Origin of the sequence: Saccharopolyspora oryzae (genome assembly GCF_027853915.1) — a bacterium.
GTDB classification, from domain to species: domain Bacteria; phylum Actinomycetota; class Actinomycetes; order Mycobacteriales; family Pseudonocardiaceae; genus Saccharopolyspora; species Saccharopolyspora oryzae.
On record NZ_JAQGLA010000014.1, the window covers coordinates 37,721 to 53,936 of the forward strand.

Annotated in this window: 20 protein-coding genes; 9 read left to right on the forward strand and 11 right to left on the reverse strand. The window is 71.5% G+C overall.

Features of this window, described 5'->3' with window-relative positions; genetic code table 11:
• The first annotated feature begins 33 nt into the window (after window positions 1-33).
• Window positions 34-426 (forward strand): Sec-independent protein translocase protein TatB, encoded by a 393-nt coding sequence (gene tatB / locus OU415_RS12405; RefSeq protein ID WP_270948827.1) that lies wholly within the window; start codon window positions 34-36, stop codon window positions 424-426.
• Here tatB and OU415_RS12410 read toward each other — a convergent pair.
• Window positions 314-1,582, reverse strand: a complete 1,269-nt coding sequence (locus tag OU415_RS12410; RefSeq protein WP_270948828.1) for an MFS transporter — start codon at window positions 1,580-1,582, stop codon at window positions 314-316. The two genes, tatB and OU415_RS12410, sit on opposite strands and share 113 nt — an antisense overlap.
• 63 nt (window positions 1,583-1,645) lie before the next feature.
• Between OU415_RS12410 and OU415_RS12415 the strand changes: the two genes are divergently transcribed.
• Complete coding sequence (locus OU415_RS12415) at window positions 1,646-2,566, forward strand: LysR family transcriptional regulator (protein ID WP_270948829.1); 921 nt, start codon at window positions 1,646-1,648, stop codon at window positions 2,564-2,566.
• Between the two features lie 159 nt (window positions 2,567-2,725).
• Here OU415_RS12415 and OU415_RS12420 read toward each other — a convergent pair whose 3' ends face one another.
• Window positions 2,726-4,309: a leucyl aminopeptidase gene (locus tag OU415_RS12420; protein ID WP_270948830.1), complete on the reverse strand. Its 1,584-nt coding sequence runs from the start codon at window positions 4,307-4,309 to the stop codon at window positions 2,726-2,728.
• 243 nt (window positions 4,310-4,552) lie between these two features.
• The gene (locus OU415_RS12425; protein WP_009949794.1) at window positions 4,553-4,720 is read right to left on the reverse strand and encodes a DUF3117 domain-containing protein; all 168 of its coding nucleotides are present in this window, start codon (window positions 4,718-4,720) and stop codon (window positions 4,553-4,555) included.
• 382 nt (window positions 4,721-5,102) lie between these two features.
• Between OU415_RS12425 and OU415_RS12430 the strand changes: the two genes are divergently transcribed.
• A complete protein-coding gene (locus tag OU415_RS12430; RefSeq protein ID WP_270948831.1) occupies window positions 5,103-5,891 on the forward strand; it encodes an enoyl-CoA hydratase-related protein in 789 nt (262 codons plus the stop codon).
• Window positions 5,892-5,969: 78 nt separating this feature from the next.
• Here OU415_RS12430 and OU415_RS12435 read toward each other — a convergent pair whose 3' ends face one another.
• From OU415_RS12435 to OU415_RS12450, 4 genes are read right to left on the reverse strand one after another with little or no spacing between them, the layout of a single operon-like run.
• Window positions 5,970-6,545 carry a DNA-3-methyladenine glycosylase I gene (locus tag OU415_RS12435; RefSeq protein ID WP_270948832.1) on the reverse strand — a complete coding sequence of 192 codons (576 nt, stop codon included), beginning with the start codon at window positions 6,543-6,545 and terminating at the stop codon, window positions 5,970-5,972.
• Complete coding sequence (locus OU415_RS12440) at window positions 6,542-6,994, reverse strand: SRPBCC family protein (RefSeq protein ID WP_270948833.1); 453 nt, start codon at window positions 6,992-6,994, stop codon at window positions 6,542-6,544. The genes OU415_RS12435 and OU415_RS12440 overlap by 4 nt, the downstream gene beginning before the upstream one ends.
• Window positions 6,995-6,997: 3 nt before the next feature.
• Window positions 6,998-7,336: a DivIVA domain-containing protein gene (locus OU415_RS12445; protein ID WP_270948834.1), complete on the reverse strand. Its 339-nt coding sequence runs from the start codon at window positions 7,334-7,336 to the stop codon at window positions 6,998-7,000.
• Between the two features lie 42 nt (window positions 7,337-7,378).
• Window positions 7,379-7,711, reverse strand: coding sequence for a PadR family transcriptional regulator (locus OU415_RS12450; RefSeq protein WP_150065560.1), 333 nt, complete (start codon window positions 7,709-7,711; stop codon window positions 7,379-7,381).
• A gap of 171 nt (window positions 7,712-7,882) precedes the next feature.
• Between OU415_RS12450 and OU415_RS12455 the strand changes: the two genes are divergently transcribed.
• Window positions 7,883-8,251 (forward strand): hypothetical protein, encoded by a 369-nt coding sequence (locus OU415_RS12455; protein ID WP_270948835.1) that lies wholly within the window; start codon window positions 7,883-7,885, stop codon window positions 8,249-8,251.
• Between the two features lie 174 nt (window positions 8,252-8,425).
• On the opposite strand, the gene folP is transcribed toward OU415_RS12455, so the two are convergent.
• The 3 genes from folP to OU415_RS12470 are packed head-to-tail and all read right to left on the reverse strand — an operon-like array spanning window position 8,426 to window position 10,676.
• Window positions 8,426-9,295, reverse strand: coding sequence for a dihydropteroate synthase (gene folP, locus OU415_RS12460; RefSeq protein ID WP_270948836.1), 870 nt, complete (start codon window positions 9,293-9,295; stop codon window positions 8,426-8,428).
• A 41-nt stretch (window positions 9,296-9,336) separates the two neighbouring features.
• A complete protein-coding gene (locus tag OU415_RS12465) occupies window positions 9,337-9,894 on the reverse strand; it encodes an LOG family protein (RefSeq protein ID WP_270948837.1) in 558 nt (185 codons plus the stop codon).
• Window positions 9,891-10,676 carry an LOG family protein gene (locus OU415_RS12470; protein WP_270948838.1) on the reverse strand — a complete coding sequence of 262 codons (786 nt, stop codon included), beginning with the start codon at window positions 10,674-10,676 and terminating at the stop codon, window positions 9,891-9,893. Before OU415_RS12470 ends, OU415_RS12465 begins: the two co-directional genes overlap by 4 nt.
• A 198-nt stretch (window positions 10,677-10,874) precedes the next feature.
• Here OU415_RS12470 and OU415_RS12475 point away from each other — a divergent pair, with 198 nt between their 5' ends.
• On the forward strand, window positions 10,875-11,822 hold the full coding sequence (locus OU415_RS12475; RefSeq protein WP_270948839.1) for a slipin family protein: 948 nt from the start codon (window positions 10,875-10,877) through the stop codon (window positions 11,820-11,822).
• A 9-nt stretch (window positions 11,823-11,831) separates the two neighbouring features.
• Here the strand turns inward: OU415_RS12475 and dapE are convergent, their stop codons facing one another.
• Window positions 11,832-12,908, reverse strand: a complete 1,077-nt coding sequence (gene dapE / locus OU415_RS12480; RefSeq protein ID WP_270948840.1) for a succinyl-diaminopimelate desuccinylase — start codon at window positions 12,906-12,908, stop codon at window positions 11,832-11,834.
• A 112-nt stretch (window positions 12,909-13,020) separates the two neighbouring features.
• On the opposite strand from dapE, the gene OU415_RS12485 reads away from it, so the two are divergent.
• The 4 genes from OU415_RS12485 (at window position 13,021) to OU415_RS12500 (ending at window position 16,212) form a co-directional block, all read left to right on the forward strand.
• The gene (locus OU415_RS12485) at window positions 13,021-13,317 is read left to right on the forward strand and encodes a hypothetical protein (protein ID WP_270948841.1); all 297 of its coding nucleotides are present in this window, start codon (window positions 13,021-13,023) and stop codon (window positions 13,315-13,317) included.
• 2 nt (window positions 13,318-13,319) lie between these two features.
• On the forward strand, window positions 13,320-15,062 hold the full coding sequence (locus tag OU415_RS12490; RefSeq protein WP_270948842.1) for an alpha/beta hydrolase: 1,743 nt from the start codon (window positions 13,320-13,322) through the stop codon (window positions 15,060-15,062).
• Entirely contained in the window at window positions 15,059-15,577 is a 519-nt protein-coding gene (locus OU415_RS12495) for an LppA family lipoprotein (protein WP_270948843.1), read from the forward strand. The genes OU415_RS12490 and OU415_RS12495 overlap by 4 nt, the downstream gene beginning before the upstream one ends.
• A 179-nt stretch (window positions 15,578-15,756) precedes the next feature.
• Entirely contained in the window at window positions 15,757-16,212 is a 456-nt protein-coding gene (locus OU415_RS12500) for an LppA family lipoprotein (protein WP_270948844.1), read from the forward strand.
• Window positions 16,213-16,216 lie beyond the last annotated feature (4 nt).

Sequence of the window (16,216 nt, forward strand, 5' to 3'; positions counted from 1 at the left end):
CCGCAGCAGCGAGGACCCGGAGGTAGTCGAGAGGTGTTCGATAGCGTCGGCTGGCCCGAGCTCCTCGTGCTCATCGTGGTCGGGTTGTTCGTGCTGGGGCCCGAGCGCTTGCCGCAGGGCGCGGCGTGGCTCGGCAAAACCGTCCGCCAGGTCAAGGAGTACGCGACCGGGGCGCGGGATCAGATCCGCTCCGAGCTGGGCCCGGAGTTCGACGATCTGCGCAAGCCCCTGGAGGACCTGCGCGGCATCCGCAACTTCAACCCGCGCAGCGCGGTGACCAAGCACCTCTTCGACGGGGAGAACCCGCTCGACCTCAACTCGAACGGGAACGGGAACGGCCAGACCCAGCCGCCGACCCAGCCGAAGCCGCAGCAGCGCCCGCTGGAGCCCGGCGAGCGCCCGCCGTACGACTCCGACGCCACCTGATCCCGGCGATCCCCACCGCGACGGCTGCGACCGCGAGCCAGCAGCAGATCAGCGCCGTCATGCCCGACCAGCCCCAGGAGCCGTAGGCCGCGCCGCCGACCACGCCGCCGACGCTGCTGCCGCCGTAGTAGGCCAGCTGGTACAGCGCTGATGCCTGGCCGCGGGCCTGCGGCGAGGCCTGGACGCCGACCCAGCCGCTGGCCACCGAGTGCGCGGCGAAGAACCCGCCGGTGAACACCACCAGTCCGATCACGATGACGCCCAGGCTGTCGGCCAGCATCAGCAGCAGGCCCAGCGCTGTCACGGCGAGTCCGGTGAGCAGGACCTGCGTGCGTCCGAAGCGGTCCGCAGCCCTCCCGGCCAGCGTCGATGTCACGGTGCCCGCGGCGTAGGCGAGGAAGGCGAGCGCGGCCAACGCTGGAGGAACCAGCAGCGGCGGCGCGGCGAGGCGGAAGCCGAGGACGTTGTAGACCGTGACGAACGAACCCATGCCCAGCGCTGCGACCAGGTAGGGCGCGTAGAGCACGGGGTCGCGGAGCGCGGAGCGCAGACCGCCGAGCAGCGGGCCGAGCGACAGCGGCTTGCGGACGTGGTTGCGCTCAGCGGGCAGCAGCACGACGAACAGCGTGGTGCAGACCGCAGCGAGCAGAGCCACTGCGAGCACGCCGCCCTGCCAGCCCGCGAAATCACCGACCACACCGCCGAGCAGCCGGCCGGTCATGCCGCCGATGGTGGTACCCGCGACGTAGAGGCCCATCGTGGCGCCCAGGTTCTTGCCGCCGGTCTCCTCCGCCAGGTACGCGGTCGCGACCGCGGCCAGCCCGGCGATCGCGATGCCCTGGACCAGGCGGATCGCCACGAGCACCGGGAAGATCGGGATCCACGGCAGCAGCAGGCCGAGGACCTCGGCCACCAGCAGCGCCCCGATCATGACGCGACGACGTCCCACCACCTCGGCGAGCGCGCCGAGCGGGATGGCCGCCACCGCGAGTCCCAGCGTCGCCGCCGAGATCAGCAGCGCAACCGTGCCGGGGGCCAGCGCGAAGGCGTCGGCGAACTGCGGCAGCACCGGCTGCGGCGCGTAAAGCAGGGCGAACATCGCGAGCGCGCCGAGCAGCAGGGAGATCCGGATCTTGTTGGTGCGTGCCTCGTCCACGCCCTCGAAATTAAGCAGCCCTAATTAATGCGTCCAATACGCCAATGGTCCATCATCGATGCAATGGCGGATCAATCGTTCCCGCTCGGCGACGCGCCCCAGCTCGCGGCGCACCTGGCTCCCACGCTGGCGATGCTGCGCGCGGTCGCCGCCGAGGGGCATCTCACACGGGCTGCCGAGTCCCTGGGCATCCCGCAGCCGACGGTCAGCCGGGCCCTCGCCAAGCTGGGCGAACAGCTCGGCACCCCGGTCACGGCACGGCAAGGGCGCGGCATCCACCTGACCCGGGCTGGCGCCCTGCTGGCCGAGGCCGCCGAGGAGGCGATGCAGCAGCTGGAGGCCGGGTGCCGCGCGGTGGTCGAAGAGCTCGATCCCGACCGGGGTCAGGTGACGTTCGGGTTCCAGCACACGATGGGCAGCACGCTGGTGCCGCCGCTGCTGCGCGACTTCCGCGCCGAGCACCCGCACGTGCGGTTCTCGCTGGTCCAGGGCCCGCGCGACGCCATGCTCGCGCGCACCTGGGCGGGCGAGATCGACTTCTGCCTGATCGCCCCGCTGCCCGAGGGCGACCCGCGCTGGGCCAGCACCACGATCCGCGAAGAACCGCTGGTCGCGGTCCTGCACGCCCGCCACCGCCTGGCCAAGCGCCGAACCCTGCGGCTGGCCGACCTGGCGGCGGACGACTTCATCGCGATGCGCCCCGGCTACGGCCTGCGCCAGATCTTCATGGGTCTGGCCGCAACCGCCGGTTTCGAACCCCGCCTGGCGTTCGAGAGCGAAGAGGTCGACACGGTCCGAGGCCTGGTCGCGGCCGGTCTGGGCGTGGCCGTCCTACCACCGGCCGACACCGCCCCGGCCCCGGACACCGTCGAAATCCCCCTCAACCCACCGGCCCACCGAACGATCGGCCTGGCCTGGCCGGCCAACCGCCCCCAACCCCCAGCGGTCCGAACCTTCCGAACCTTCGCCGTCAGCCGGGCCTGAAACCGGCCCCCTTTGCCCTGGTCAGGCCCCGTGAGCACTTTGGGTCGCTATAGCAGCCCAAAGTACTCACGGGACCTGACCAGCGGAGACGGAGCGTCAAGCAGTGGGGGCCGCAGTTTCAATTGAAACTGCGGCCCCCGAGCAGCGCCCAGGAACGGGTCAGGGCTTGGTGAGGGTGGCTGCGAGTTCGACGAGGCTTCGGGCTGCGAAGCCGGTGCCGCCGGGCACCACCTCGTTGTAGTCCTTGTCGGAGCGTGCCGGGCCCGCGATGTCCAGGTGGGCCCACGGCAGGCCGCCGGTGAACTCGCGCAGGAACAGGGCCGCTGTGATGCCGCCCGGTCCGGTCGGGGTCTGCTTGACGTCCGCCAGCTCGCCCTTCACGGCCTCCGCGTGGTCCTCGAGCAGCGGCATCCGCCACCACGCCTCGCCGACGCTCTCGCCGGCCGCGCGGACCTTCTCGGCCAGCCCTTCATCGGAGGCGAACAGGCCGCCGGTGCGCAGGCCGAGCGCGACCTTCATCGCGCCGGTCAGCGTCGCGACGTCCACCAGCACGTCGGGTTCGAGCTTGTCGACCGCGTAGGCGATGGCGTCGGCGAGCACCATCCGGCCCTCGGCGTCGGTGTTGCCGACCTCGGTGGTGGTGCCGCCGTAGTGCCGGACCACGTCGCCGGGCCGGTAGGCGCTGCCGGACACGTGGTTCTCCGCCGAGGGCACCAGGCCGGTCACCTTCACCGGCAGGCCCAGGCGCGCGATGGTCAGCAGCGCCGCGATCACCGCGCCGCCGCCGGACATGTCGGTGCGCATCAGGTGCATGCCCTCGGCGGGCTTGATCGAGATACCGCCGGTGTCGAAGGTGATGCCCTTGCCGACCAGCACCAGGTGCGGTCCTTCGGCGTCCTTCGGGCGGTAGGCCAGCTCCAGCAGCCGGGGCGGGCGCGACGAGCCGCCGCCGACGGCGAGGATGCCGCCGAAACCGTTGTCCGCGAGCCACTTCTCGTCGCGCACGGTGGCGGTCAGGCCCGGGATCTCCGCGGCGAGCTCCGCGGCGACACCGGTGAGCCACGCCGGGTCCTTGACGTTCGACGGGGTGTTCGCGAGGTCGCGGGCCAGGGCCGTGGCCGCCGCCAGCTCGCGGGTCCGCCGGACCTGCTCGGCCAGCTCCGCGGTGTCCGCGCCCTCGGGCGCCACCAGCAGGACCTTCCGCAGTCGCGGCGGCACCGGACCGCGCGACACCCGGTACCGGTACCCGCCGAGCGCGAGCCCCAGGGTCAGCGCCGACACGATCTCGCCGTCGACGTCCGCGGGCAGCCGCACCTGGAGGTAGTCCGCGTCGGACGCTTCGCCGAGATCGCCCGTCTCGTCGTCGGATTCGGCCACGTCGTTGAGCCGGGCGCGCACCGCGCGCGCCAGCGCACCACCGGCGCTGCGCCACTTCACCGCTTCGCCGGAGCCCACGCCGACGACCCAGCCGAGGCCGCCGGTGGGCAGCGGCAGCGCGCGGACCGCACCGGCCGAGGCCGTCGCTCCGACGGCGTCCAGGACCGCGGCGTCCACATCGAACTGTTCAGCAGCGGCGGCCAGCTCCGGTCCCGATTCCCCGTCGAAGACCGGGACCGCGCCGGGCAGGCCGTCCCGCCACTGCCGCACGACGTCCACTTCGACCAGAGCGGTCGGGATGGCGGGCAGCGCCGGGTCCGCGTCGCGGACCGACTGGGCTGGGCGGAACACTGATGCACCGGACACGAAAAGACCTTCCTGCACGGGCTGGCCGCGCGCACTCGAAACTACTGTCGTCACCCGCCGGCCGAGGCGCCCGGCCGCGGGGACCTGCCTGTCGGCGACGACGGCCCCGGCGCCGCCCTCGGCACCGGGGCCCGTGGCGAAGAGTGCTCGCCACCCGTCGTCGACGCTGCGTTGTCGCCTCGGCGTCGCGAAGCGCCGCGCGGCTGTCCGCCCGCGGCGCCCCGACATCGCCGGCCGGCGGCCTCAGCCGGTGGCGGACTCCAACGCGTCGCCCAGGTTCTTGGCCTCCTCGACCGACATCTCGACGACGAGCCGCCCACCACCCTCAAGTGGAACGCGCATCACGATGCCGCGTCCCTCCTTAGTCACCTCGAGGGGACCGTCACCGGTCCGGGGCTTCATGGCCGCCATAGCGTGCTCCCTCCGTGAACTCTTACCCCGCTGATCGCCACAACCAGCTCGGGTTCACCCCCATTCTCCCCCATCCCGAGGCTGGGACGAAACCGAACCGATCAACTCGTGTCGCCCGTGCGCTGGTCGAATGCCCGTGGCGGCTGGCAGACTCACCGCCCGTGCGCGCTGTTTCGCGACCTCCGCGGGCCTGCCTGCGGCTGTCCGGAGCAGTCGGCGCACCGCTGGTCGCCGCGGCAGGTGGAGCACCTCCACGATGACCCCGGCTACCTGCGACAACACTGTCCACCTGGGACATCGCGCGACCAGCGGAGTCCACTTCGGACCCCGGTGCGACGTCCCGGCCGACCGCCGCAGCGGACCGCGAGGCAAGGAGTTCGAAGTGACCGACGTGCTGCTGACCGAGGACAACGCGGGTGTGCGCCTGCTCACGTTGAACCGGCCCGAGTCGTTCAACTCGCTCAACGTCGAGCTCAAGCAGGCCCTGATCGGTGCGCTGCGCGAGGCCGCCGCCGACGACGCGGTGCGGGCCGTGGTGATCACCGGCGCGGGCAAGGCGTTCTGCGCCGGGCAGGACCTCAAGGAGCACGTCGCGCTGCTCGAGGCGAACGACCCGAGCCCGCTGAAGACGGTCGAGGAGCACTACAACCCGATCATCCGGGCCGTGACGAGCATGCCGAAGCCGGTCATCGCGGCGGTCAACGGCACCGCCGCGGGTGCGGGCGCGTCGCTGGCCTACGCCTCCGACCTGCGGGTCGCGTCGTCGAACGCGAAGTTCCTGATGGCCTTCGCCAACGTCGGCCTGTCCACCGACTCCGGTGCGTCCTGGACGCTGCCGCGGCTGATCGGGTACGGCCGGGCCATGGAGATGCTGCTGCTGGCCGAGCCGGTTGCGGCGGAGGAAGCCCTGCGCATCGGCATGGTGAACCGGGTCGTCGGCGAGGGCGAAGCCGTCGGCGCCGCCGTGGAGCTCGCGACGCGCATGGCAGCCGGCCCGACCAGCGCCTACGCCCGCATCAAGGAGACGGCGCTGGCCGCGGCGGCCGAAGGCCTCGCGGAGGCGCTCGCGGTGGAGGCCGGAGCCCAGGCGGAAGCCGGCGCGACGTCCGACCACCGCGAAGCGGTGTCGGCCTTCGTCGCCAAGCGCACCCCCAACTTCACCGGCCACTGAGCCGTCGGCCGCAAATTCCATTGAAATCGGAGGTCCGATTTCAATGGAATTTGCGGTCCACCCGGACGGCGGAGGTTCTCAGGTGGCGCGCCAGCAGTCGGTGAGGTGGTCGTCGACCATGCCGGTGGCCTGCATCAGGGCGTAGCAGGTGGTGGGGCCGACGAAGGCGAAGCCGCGGCGCTTGAGCTCCTTGGCCATCGCCTTCGACTCCGGGGTGATCGCCGGGACGTCCTCGAGGGTGGCCGGGCGGTGGTCGCGGCGCTCCGGGGCGAAGGACCAGAGCAGGTCGTCCAGCGGCTGGTCGAGCTCCAGGACGGCCCGCGCGTTGCCGATCGCCGAGTCGATCTTCGCCCGGTTCCGGACGATGCCCGCGTCGGCGAGCAGCCGCTCCCGGTCGGCGTCGTCGAAGGCGGCCACCTTCTCCGGCTCGAACCCGGCGAACGCGCTGCGGAACGCCTCCCGCTTGCGCAGGATCGTCAGCCAGGACAGTCCGGACTGGAACGACTCCAGCGTGATCCGCTCGTAGAGCTCCACGACACCGCGCAGCGGCACGCCCCACTCGCGGTCGTGGTACTCGGTGTAGTCCGCCGGTCCCGCACCCCACGGGCACCGGGCCTTGCCGTCCGCGCCGAGCACGGCGCCGGATCCACTCACGTCGTTCTCCTGTCGTATTCGCGGCAGAACCGCGCGAACGCGGCCAGCGACCGGCGCATCCCCCAGGTGAAGGCCGGCCTGACCAGGGGCCAGACCAGCGCGGCGCCGGTCGGCGGGGTCAGCCGCTCCCACCAGACGAAGGTGGAGGCCGCGTTCCCGCACCGGACGACATCGAACCCGCCATCACCGACAACCAGCTCGCCGAAGTGCCGCACCCGGCAGCTCTGCGGCGGGCGCCACTCCACGATTTCCATCCGGTCCACGAACCCGACGCCGCCGAACCCGGTCACCGCGACCAGCTGCCCACCCGGCCCATCGGCTGCTCCGACCGGGTGCACTTCGGTGCCGAGCATCCACTCGCCCTGCCGAGCCCAGTCGGTCGCGGCGGCCCACACCACCTCCGGGGCGGCCTGCACCGGGATGCTGAACCGCAGCTCGACCGGGCTCAACGCTCAGTCCTCCGAGTCCTCGGCACGCGCCTTGAGCTGCTCGCCCGCGACGTCGAGCTGGCGCTCGAGCACCGCGATGCGGCCGTGCAGCTCGTCGATCTCGCCGGCCAACCGCTCCAGCGCCCAGTCCACCTCGGAGGCTTTGTAGCCGCGCAGGACCTGCTGGAACCGCAGTGCGCGCACGTCCGAGCCCTCGACGTCGGCGGGAGGCAGCCGGGTCGGCGTCGAGCCCGGCGGCAGCGGGGACAGCTCCTCGCCGCGCCCGAAGACCAGCGTTGCGAGCAGGTACACCACCGCAGCGACCGCGAGCACCGCGAAGAGGTAGATGAGCGCACTAGCCACGGTCGCCATCGTGGCACGGACGGCGAACCGCCGCGGCCACGGTCAGGTCTTCGCCGGAGCGGCTTCCAGGACGCCTTCGATGGCGCTGGTGAACTCGCGCCACGCACGCCGCTCGGCCTGCAGGGTCTGCACACCGGCCTGGGTCAACCGGTAGGTGCGCCGCTGGCGACCGCCGACGGTGCTCCAGGTGCTCTGCACGTAACCAGCGCGCTCGAGGCGCCGCAGCGCCGGGTAGACCGTGCCCGTGGGCAGGTCGAGAGCACCACCGCTGCGTTCTTGCAGCGCCTCGATGATCGCGTAACCGTGCAATGCCCTGCCGTCGAGCGTGGCCAGCAAGAGGGCGTCCAGGTGGCCGCGGAGCGCATCAGCCTTCACAGGTAGCGACTCTACGGTCATTTCCGACCACTGTCACCGTGCTTCCACAAGAGGACCTAGGTCCTTTCGCGATACGGGATGACATGACCTGCATCACAGCTGGGCTATTCGGGTGGCGTCCACCCGCAAGGGCGTTGACGGGCGGCCGGTTCGAGCACACTGCGGAGTCGGATGAGCCGCGAGAGCAACCAGGAGGCGTCCGCAGTGCCCGACGACAGCGCCCCGGTCACGACGTCCGGAGCGTCGCGGTTGGACGCCGCGACGACCTACGCACCGCAGGCGGACGCGCGCACCCAGCTCCGCGACTACTTCGAGCAGCTGGTCGAGGTGATCGCCCAGCACCCGGAGCCGGTGATGGCCCGCGACGAGGCGCACTGGCGGCTCCTGGAGCTGGTCGACGAGCTGTCCCGGGACGCCCTCAGCGCGCCCCGGATCCAGTCCCGCTGGCTGCGCCTGGCCCCGCTGCTGCACGAGGTCCGCCCGGACATCCCGGTCCCGGCCCTCACCGATCTCCTCAACCGCGCCGTCGGCACCCCCTGACCGCAGTTTCAATTGAAACTGCAACCCCCGGTGTGTCGGACACCCGACATGCCGGAGGATGTGGATAGGTCCCGGGTCCTGTGGACAACTTCCGCAATTTCGATGGAAATCGGACATCCGATTTCCATCGAAATTGCGTCACCCCGGACGGCGACCGGCCGGTGCGGGCTCAGTTCAGGCGAGGGCACGGAGGACTTGGTCCGGGGGGTGGGTGCCTGCGATGGCCGCGACCATGTCGACGACGCGGCGGGTTTCGCGGACGTGGTGGGCTCGGAAGACCTTCGCCCCTCCCCAGGCCGCGACCGCCGTCGCCGCGAGGGTGCCCTCCAGGCGCTGGTCGACGGGCGCGCCGAGCGTTTCGCCGATGAAGTCCTTGTTGGACAGCGCCATCAGGACCGGCCACCCGGTGCCCACCAGCTCGTCGATCCGGCGCAGCAGCGCCAGGCCGTGCCAGGTGTTCTTGCCGAAGTCGTGCGTCGGGTCGATCAGCACGCCCTCCTTCGGCACGCCCAGGCGCACCATCCGCTCCGCCCGCTCGACCAGCTCGGCGGTCACCTCGGCGACCACGTCGGCGTAGCGGACCCGGTACGGGTCGGTGCGCGGCGGCAGCCCACCGGTGTGCGAGCACACCACCCCGGCGCCGAACTCCGCGGCGACCTCGGCCAGCTTCGGGTCGGCACCGGCCCAGGTGTCGTTGAGCAGGTCGGCACCGGCTTCGCAGACCTGGCGGGCCACCTCGTGCCGCCAGGTGTCCACGCTGATCACCAGCTCCGGGTGCCGTTCGCGGACCGCGGCCACGAACGGCACCACCCGGCGGGCCTCCTCCGCGGCGTCCACGGTTTCGCCCTGCGCGCCGGCGCGGACCCCGCCGATGTCGACGATGTCCGCGCCGTCGGCCACCGCCCGGTCGACCGCCTCGGCGGCGGCGTCGACCTCGAAGGTGCGGCCGCGGTCGAAGAACGAGTCGCGGGTGCGGTTGACGATCGCCATCACCAGCGGGCGGTCCTGGGGGACGTCCTTGTCGCGGAACCGGAGGGGCTGCACGTCTGCAGATCCTGGCACGTCGCCGCGCTCGTCCGGGAGGGTCACGGAGCGCAGGCGTCGAGCGCGGCGTCGACGTCGGTGGTCACGGTGAGCACGTCCATCGAGTACTGCTTGGCGAACCCGCTGTCGACCAGCCCCTGCAGCCAGGCCAGCAGGCCCTCGTAGTGGCCGTACGGGTCGAGCAACACGATCGGCTTGTCGTGCATGCCGATGTAGCGGGAGGTCCAGATCTCGAACAGCTCCTCGCAGGTCCCGATGCCGCCCGGCAGCGCGATGAACGCGGTGGAGTGGGCGTCCATCAGCCCCTTGCGCTCCCGCATGTTGTCCACGACCAGCAGCTCGTCGGCGTCGTCGTCGGCCATCTCCTTGTCGACCAGGGCGTGCGGGATGACCCCGACGGTCCGGCCGCCGTCAGCGCGCGCGGCCCGGGCGACCTCCCCCATCATCGACACGCGGCCGCCACCGGAGACCAGCGTCCAGCCGCGCTTGGCGATCTTGCGCCCGACTTCGGCGGCCAGGTCCAGGTACTGCTGGTCGACGGGTCCGGATGCGCAGTAGACGCAGACCGAGACGTCGGCGGCGGGTGCGGAACTGGTCAATGCGTGGCCTCCCATGCGTCGTACGCCTCCTGCACGATCCCGACGGCGTCGTCGATGTCGTCGGTCAGGTGCAGCAGCGCTAGGTCCTTGTCGCCGATCTTGCCGGACGCCCGCATGCTGTCCCGGATCCAGTCGTACAAGCCCTGCCAGTAGGACTTGCCGAACAGCACCACCGGGAACTTGGTGACCTTCTTGGTCTGCACCAGGGTCAGCGACTCGAACAGCTCGTCCATGGTGCCGAACCCGCCGGGCAGGCAGACGAACGCCTGGGCGTACTTGATGAACATGGTCTTGCGCACGAAGAAGTAGCGGAAGTTCACCCCGAGGTCCACCCACGGGTTGAGCCCCTGCTCGAAGGGCAGCTCGATGCCCAGCCCGATGGACAGCCCGCCGGCCTCCGAGGCACCCCGGTTGACCGCCTCCATCGCGCCCGGACCGCCACCGGTGATCACCGCGCAGCCGGTCTTGGCCAGGGCCGCGCCGAGCTCGACGCCGGTGGCGTACTCCGGGTGCTCCCGCGGCGTGCGGGCCGACCCGAACACGGTGACCGCCCGCGGGACCTCGGCCAGCGCGCCGAAGCCCTCCACGAACTCGGCCTGGATCCGCAGCACCCGCCACGGGTCGGTGTGCACCCAGTCCGAGGGGCCGCGGCTGTCCAGCAGCCGCTGGTCGGTGGTGGTGGGTTCGCGCAGCCGGGACCGACGCAGCACCACCGGTCCGCGTTGCTTCTCCTGGGGCCGCTCGGCACCGTTCGGCTCGCCCACTTGGCCTTCGATCGTCATGGCACGAGCCTACGCAGCCGACGGCCGCGGCCCGAGTGCGCGACGCGCGGTGAAATGCCTGTTCGCAAGGGATTCACAGGCGCGTTTGCGGGCGTACGATACGAAGAAACGATCGAGTGGTGCCGACGGCCCGGCCGGACCACCACGCAGATCCGCCGGGTCGCGGGCACGACCGGATATCGAGCCCGGGAGCCTGCCATGCTCATCGAACTGCTGATCGTGATCATCGCCCTCGGCGTCCTCTACGTCGCCTCCAGCATCAAGGTCATCAAGCAGTACGAACGCGGCGTCGTGTTCCGCTTCGGCAGGGTGCAGGAGCTGACCCGCGGCCCCGGCCTGACCACGATCGTCCCGGTCGTCGACCGGATCCGGAAGGTCAACCTGCAGATCGTCACCATGCCGGTGCCCGCCCAGGAGGGCATCACCCGCGACAACGTGACCGTGCGGGTGGACGCGGTGGTGTACTTCCGCGTCGAGGACCCGGTGCGCGCCATCGTCAACGTCGAGGACTACCTGTTCGCCGTCGGCCAGGTCGCGCAGACCTCGCTGCGCTCGATCATCGGCAAGAGCGACCTGGACGACCTGCTGTCCAACCGCGAACGGCTCAACCAGGGCCTGGAGCTGATGATCGACAGCCCGGCGCTGGGCTGGGGCGTGCACATCGACCGCGTGGAGATCAAGGACGTCTCGCTGCCGGAGTCCATGAAGCGCTCGATCGCCCGCCAGGCCGAAGCCGAACGCGAACGCCGCTCGCGGGTCATCTCCGCCGACGGCGAGTTCCAGGCCTCCCGCCGCCTGGCCGACGCGGCCCACGTCATGTCCGACACCCCGGCCGCCCTGCAGCTCCGCCTGCTGGAGACGGTGGTCGAGGTGGCCGCGGAGAAGAACTCCACCCTGGTCCTGCCGTTCCCGGTGGAGCTCCTCCAGTTCGTCGACACCATCAAGCACGGCGCGAAGAGCGCCGCGGAGGCACCCGCCGAGGCCACGCCGGAGGCGGCCGAAGCCGAGCTCGCGGAAGCGGAGCTCGCGGCGAAGCGCGAAGCGGAGCTGGTCGACGGGGAGCAGGCGGAGCTGCCGCAGCAGCGCTCGGCGACGGCCGACGCCGACGCGGAGAGCTCGGAGAGCTCGGTGCTCGGTATCGCCTGACCCCGCCGCTCAGCGCAGGAAGCGGGTGAGGACGTCCGCGCAGTGGCGGATCTCCGCCGTTGCGACGTGCTCCTGCTTGGTGTGGGCGAGCGTCGGGGAGCCCGGGCCGAAGTTGACCGCCGGGAGGCCGAGGGCCGCGAAGCGGGCCACGTCGGTCCAGCCGAGCTTGGCGACCGGTTCCGCGCCGGAGGCCTCGACGAGCTCCGCGGCGGCGGGAGCGGTCAGGCCGGGGAGGGCGCCGGCCGATTCGTCGGTGACCGTGACGTCGAAGCCGTCGAAGACCTCGCGGAGGTGGGCTTCGGCCTCGGCGACGGACTTGTCCGGGGCGAAGCGGTGGTTGACCGTCACCACGCAGGAGTCCGGGACCACGTTGCCCGCCACGCCGCCCTCGATCCGGACCGCCTGCAGCCCTTCGCGGTACTGGAGGCCGTCGATCACCGGGTTGCGCGGGGTGTAGTCGACCAGGCGCTTCAGGACCGGCTGCGCGGCGTGGATCGCGTTCTCGCCCATCCAGGCGCGGGCGGTGTGCGCGCGGGTGCCGGTGGTGCGGACCTCGACGCGCATGGTGCCCTGGCAGCCGGCTTCGATCGCCGCGTTCGACGGCTCGCAGACCACCGCCAGGTCACCGGCCAGCCAGTCCGGCAGCTCGCGCTCGATGCGGTTGAGGCCGTTGCGCTCGGCTTCGACCTCCTCGCAGTCGTAGAACACGAAGGTCAGGTCGTGGCGGGGCTCGGTCAGCGCCGCGGCCAGGTGCAGCATCACCGCGTCGCCGCTCTTCATGTCCACCGTCCCGCAGCCGTGCAGGACCTCGTCCGCGCCCGAGCCGGTGCGGGTCAGCGGCAGGTTGTCGTTGATCGGCACGGTGTCCAGGTGCCCGGCGAGCACGACCCGCGAGCCGCGGCCGAGGTTGGTGCGCGCCAGCACCGCGTCACCGTTGCGCACCACTTCCAGGTGCGGCGCCTGCGCCCGCAGCGCCTGCTCCACCGCGTCCGCGATGGCTTTCTCCCCGCCCGAGACGGACGGGATGTCCACCAGCGCGGCGGTCAGTTCGACGGGGTCAGCGGTGAGATCCAACGACGCAGTCACGACCGGCAGGCTACCCGGCGGCGACCCGCTCGGCGGTCCGGCGGGAACCGGATCGCGCCGAACGACATCTGAGGTGGTGATCATCGCGCTAGGCTGCGCCGCTGGAGGTGGCATGACGTACACGGCAGACCCGGATTCGCTGCGCGGAGCGGGGGCGAGCTCGAAATCGGCCGGGGAGCAGGCGAGCCAGGTGAAGCTCGGCCCGCCCGCCCAGGACATCGCCGGGGCGATGCCCGGCAGCGAGTCGGCAGCCCTCGCCGAGAAGGTCGCGCAGAGCTGGGCGAAGGCCACCGAGCAGTGGAGCCGGGCGGCCGTGCGCCACGGCGACTCGCTGATCGCCAGCGGTGACGACTACGAGGAATCCGACAGGTCCGGTGCGGAGAGCATTCGCGCTGCGGGTGGGAGGTAGCAGTGGTCTCGTTCGCCGAAGTGCGCCGCTGGAACCCCGGAGCGCTCGAAACCGTCCACGGCGAGCTCGGCAAGCGCCGCGACGACCTGGTGGGCCTGCAGGACGAGCTCGACGGCGCCAAGAACCCGGACAGCTGGACCGGTGAGGCCGCCGACAAGTCCGCGCAGGAGCACCAGAAGCTCGTCGAGGACATGCGCGCGCTGATCGCCGAGGTCTCGACCGTGCGCCTCGCGGTCGCCCGCGCCGCCGACGGCGTCGCCAAGATCAAGCAGCAGATCGACGAGGCCGACCACGAGGCGCAGGCCAACGGCTTCCAGATCACCGAAGAGGGCGGCATCCGGGACGTCGCCCCGCCGCAGGACGTGCCCGAGGACCAGGTGGAGGAGGTCAAGCAGCACCGCCTCCAGATCCGGGACAAGCTCTCGGCGGAGGTCGAGGAGATCCTCGACCGCGCCGAGGACACCGACGAGGAGCTCGCCAAGGCGCTCAACGCCGCCGAGAAGGACGAGGTCGACCCCGGCGAGGGCGATTCGCTGGCCGGGGCAGCGACCCCCGCCGGCGTCCAGGCGATGGCCGCGTCCGCGGGCAAGCCCGCCGAGGACTCCCCCAAGGCCAACGCCGAGTGGTGGAAGTCGCTGTCCGACGAGCAGCGCGCGGCGCTGCGGGAGAACCCGCCCGCCTGGCTGGGCAGCCGCGACGGCATCCCCGCCGAGGTTCGCGACGCGGCCAACCGGGCCAACATCGACGACACCCGCCGCTCGCTCCAGGACGAGAAGGCGAAGCTCGAGCAGGGTGGCGTGTCCGAGGACGAGCAGGAGAAGCTCAAGCAGGTCAACGACAAGCTCAAGGCGGTGGACGCGGTGGAGGAGACCATCGCCCGCGACAAGCCCCCGCGGCAGCTGCTGGTGCTGGACTCCAGCGGTGAACGGCTCAAGGCCGCCGTCGCGGTCGGCAACGTCGACACCGCCGACCACGTCTCGGTGTCCGCCCCCGGCTACACGTCCACTGTGGACGGAAGTCTCAAGGGCATGGACTCCGAGGCGCAGGAACTCGTCGCCAAGTCCGAGGACGAGCTGGCCCGCGGCGGCAAGGACGGCAGCGTCGCCGCGATCGCCTGGATCGGCTACGAACCGCCGCAGAAGGACGAGAACCTCGACGTCTTCGGCGACTCGGTGGTCAGCTCCAACTCCGCGCAGGAGGGCGGCGCGAAGCTGAACGCGTTCTACAAGGGCATCAACGCCTCCCGCGACGACGACCCGCACCTGACCGCGATCGGCCACTCCTACGGGTCGACGACCACCGGCTACGCGCTGCAGGGCGGTGGCCACGGGGTGGACGACGCGGTCATCCTGGGCTCGCCGGGCGTGGGCACCAACGACATCGAGGACCTGAAGGTCCCGGAGGGCCACGCCTACCGGCTGGAGGCCAAGGACGACCCGGTCGCGGACTTCGCCCGCTTCGGCGGCGACCCGTCCCACATGGACGGCTTCAAGGACCTGTCCACCGAGAAGTCCGAGCACGGCTCCGAGGTCACCGGCCACAGCAAGTACTTCAAACCGGACACCACCAGCCAGCACAACCTGGCGGCCGTCGTCGCCGGGGTGCCCGAGCAGGCGGTGACGGGCAAGACCGACGGCGTCGGCGACGCGATCTCCTACGTGCCGCACCAGGTCCAGGAAGGGGCTTCGCAGCTCAAGGACTGGGGCAGCGCCGCAGGCTCGAAGATCAAGGACGTCTTCTCATGAGGCGGCTCGCCCTGCTCGTCCTCGGCGCCGCGCTCCTCACCGGATGCGCGGGCCGGCCCGACACTCCCGACGGGGGAAGCATGCAAGACCAGACCAGCGCCCTGCAGCAGCGGCCCGCGATGGCCGAGATCACCGCTCGCTACGAGGAGATGCAGCAGAAGCTCCGGGACCGGTGGACCGCGGAGCTCGGCCTGTCCACGCCGTGGGTCAACGACGGCAACCCCGGTCAGGCGGGCTGCGCGGAGTTCCCGGACGTGCCGAACGCGGAGCAGCACACCCTGGACCGCTGGCAGAACGAGGGCGCCATCCCCGACGACCGGTGGCCGCGGGCGCTGCAGATCGCCGACGAGGTCGCCGCCGAGTACGGGTTCACCGAGCGCCAGGTGATCCTGGACCGGCCCGGCGACCACAAGGTCGAGATGCGCGACGCCTTCGGCGGTTGGCTGCAGGTCGGTACCAAGGTGAACACCGTCCTGCGGGTCCGCACCGGCTGCCACCTGGTCGAAGGCAGCTGAGCCCGAGCAGTGCTCGCGGTGGGCTTCGCCATCGCAGCGGGCGCGGTCGGACTGGCCATCCCGCGGGTGATCACCCCCGTCGTCGTCCACTTCGCGGCGATCTCGATCGGTTGACCTCCGGCGGTGCGCATCACAACTGAGGGTTCCGCGCAGTCGATCTCCGGCATGATCACTCCGGCATGGCAGTCCGACCCGAGGGAGGAGCCGTGGACGACCCGCGCAACCTGCTGCGACAACGGCCCAGCATCGAGGAGATCAGCGCGCAGTACGGCCAGCTCCAGCAGCGGCTGCGGGACCGGCTCGACCACGAGCTGGGCCCGCTGACCTGGGTGAAGTCCGAGCCGCTCAGCCGGGCGGACTGCGCCGACGTCCCCGAGGCGCAGATCTGGTCGCTGGAGTCCTGGCAGGTGCCCGACAACCTGCCGGACGCGTCCTGGCCGCGCGCGGTCGACATCGTCCGGCAGCTCACCCGCGAGTACGGGTTCGACGAGCCGGAGATCATCGTCAACCGCAGCGGCGACCACGAGATCACCGGCAACGACGAGTACGGCGCGGTCTACCGGTTCAGCACCTCGAACCGGACGGAGCTGTCCATCACCACCGGCTGCCACCTGCTGGCCGTCGCGAAGGGCTGATCGC

What these genes read in the sequence shown, in the direction of transcription:
- OU415_RS12415 (WP_270948829.1), top strand. Translation starts at nt 1,646, where the DNA reads ATGGCGGATCAATCGTTCCCGCTCGGCGACGCGCCCCAGCTCGCGGCG.
- OU415_RS12425 (WP_009949794.1), bottom strand. Translation starts at nt 4,720, where the DNA reads ATGGCGGCCATGAAGCCCCGGACCGGTGACGGTCCCCTCGAGGTGACT.
- OU415_RS12455 (WP_270948835.1), top strand. Translation starts at nt 7,883, where the DNA reads ATGAGCCGCGAGAGCAACCAGGAGGCGTCCGCAGTGCCCGACGACAGC.
- OU415_RS12470 (WP_270948838.1), bottom strand. Translation starts at nt 10,676, where the DNA reads ATGACGATCGAAGGCCAAGTGGGCGAGCCGAACGGTGCCGAGCGGCCC.
- OU415_RS12475 (WP_270948839.1), top strand. Translation starts at nt 10,875, where the DNA reads ATGCTCATCGAACTGCTGATCGTGATCATCGCCCTCGGCGTCCTCTAC.
- OU415_RS12485 (WP_270948841.1), top strand. Translation starts at nt 13,021, where the DNA reads ATGACGTACACGGCAGACCCGGATTCGCTGCGCGGAGCGGGGGCGAGC.
- OU415_RS12495 (WP_270948843.1), top strand. Translation starts at nt 15,059, where the DNA reads ATGAGGCGGCTCGCCCTGCTCGTCCTCGGCGCCGCGCTCCTCACCGGA.
- OU415_RS12500 (WP_270948844.1), top strand. Translation starts at nt 15,757, where the DNA reads ATGGCAGTCCGACCCGAGGGAGGAGCCGTGGACGACCCGCGCAACCTG.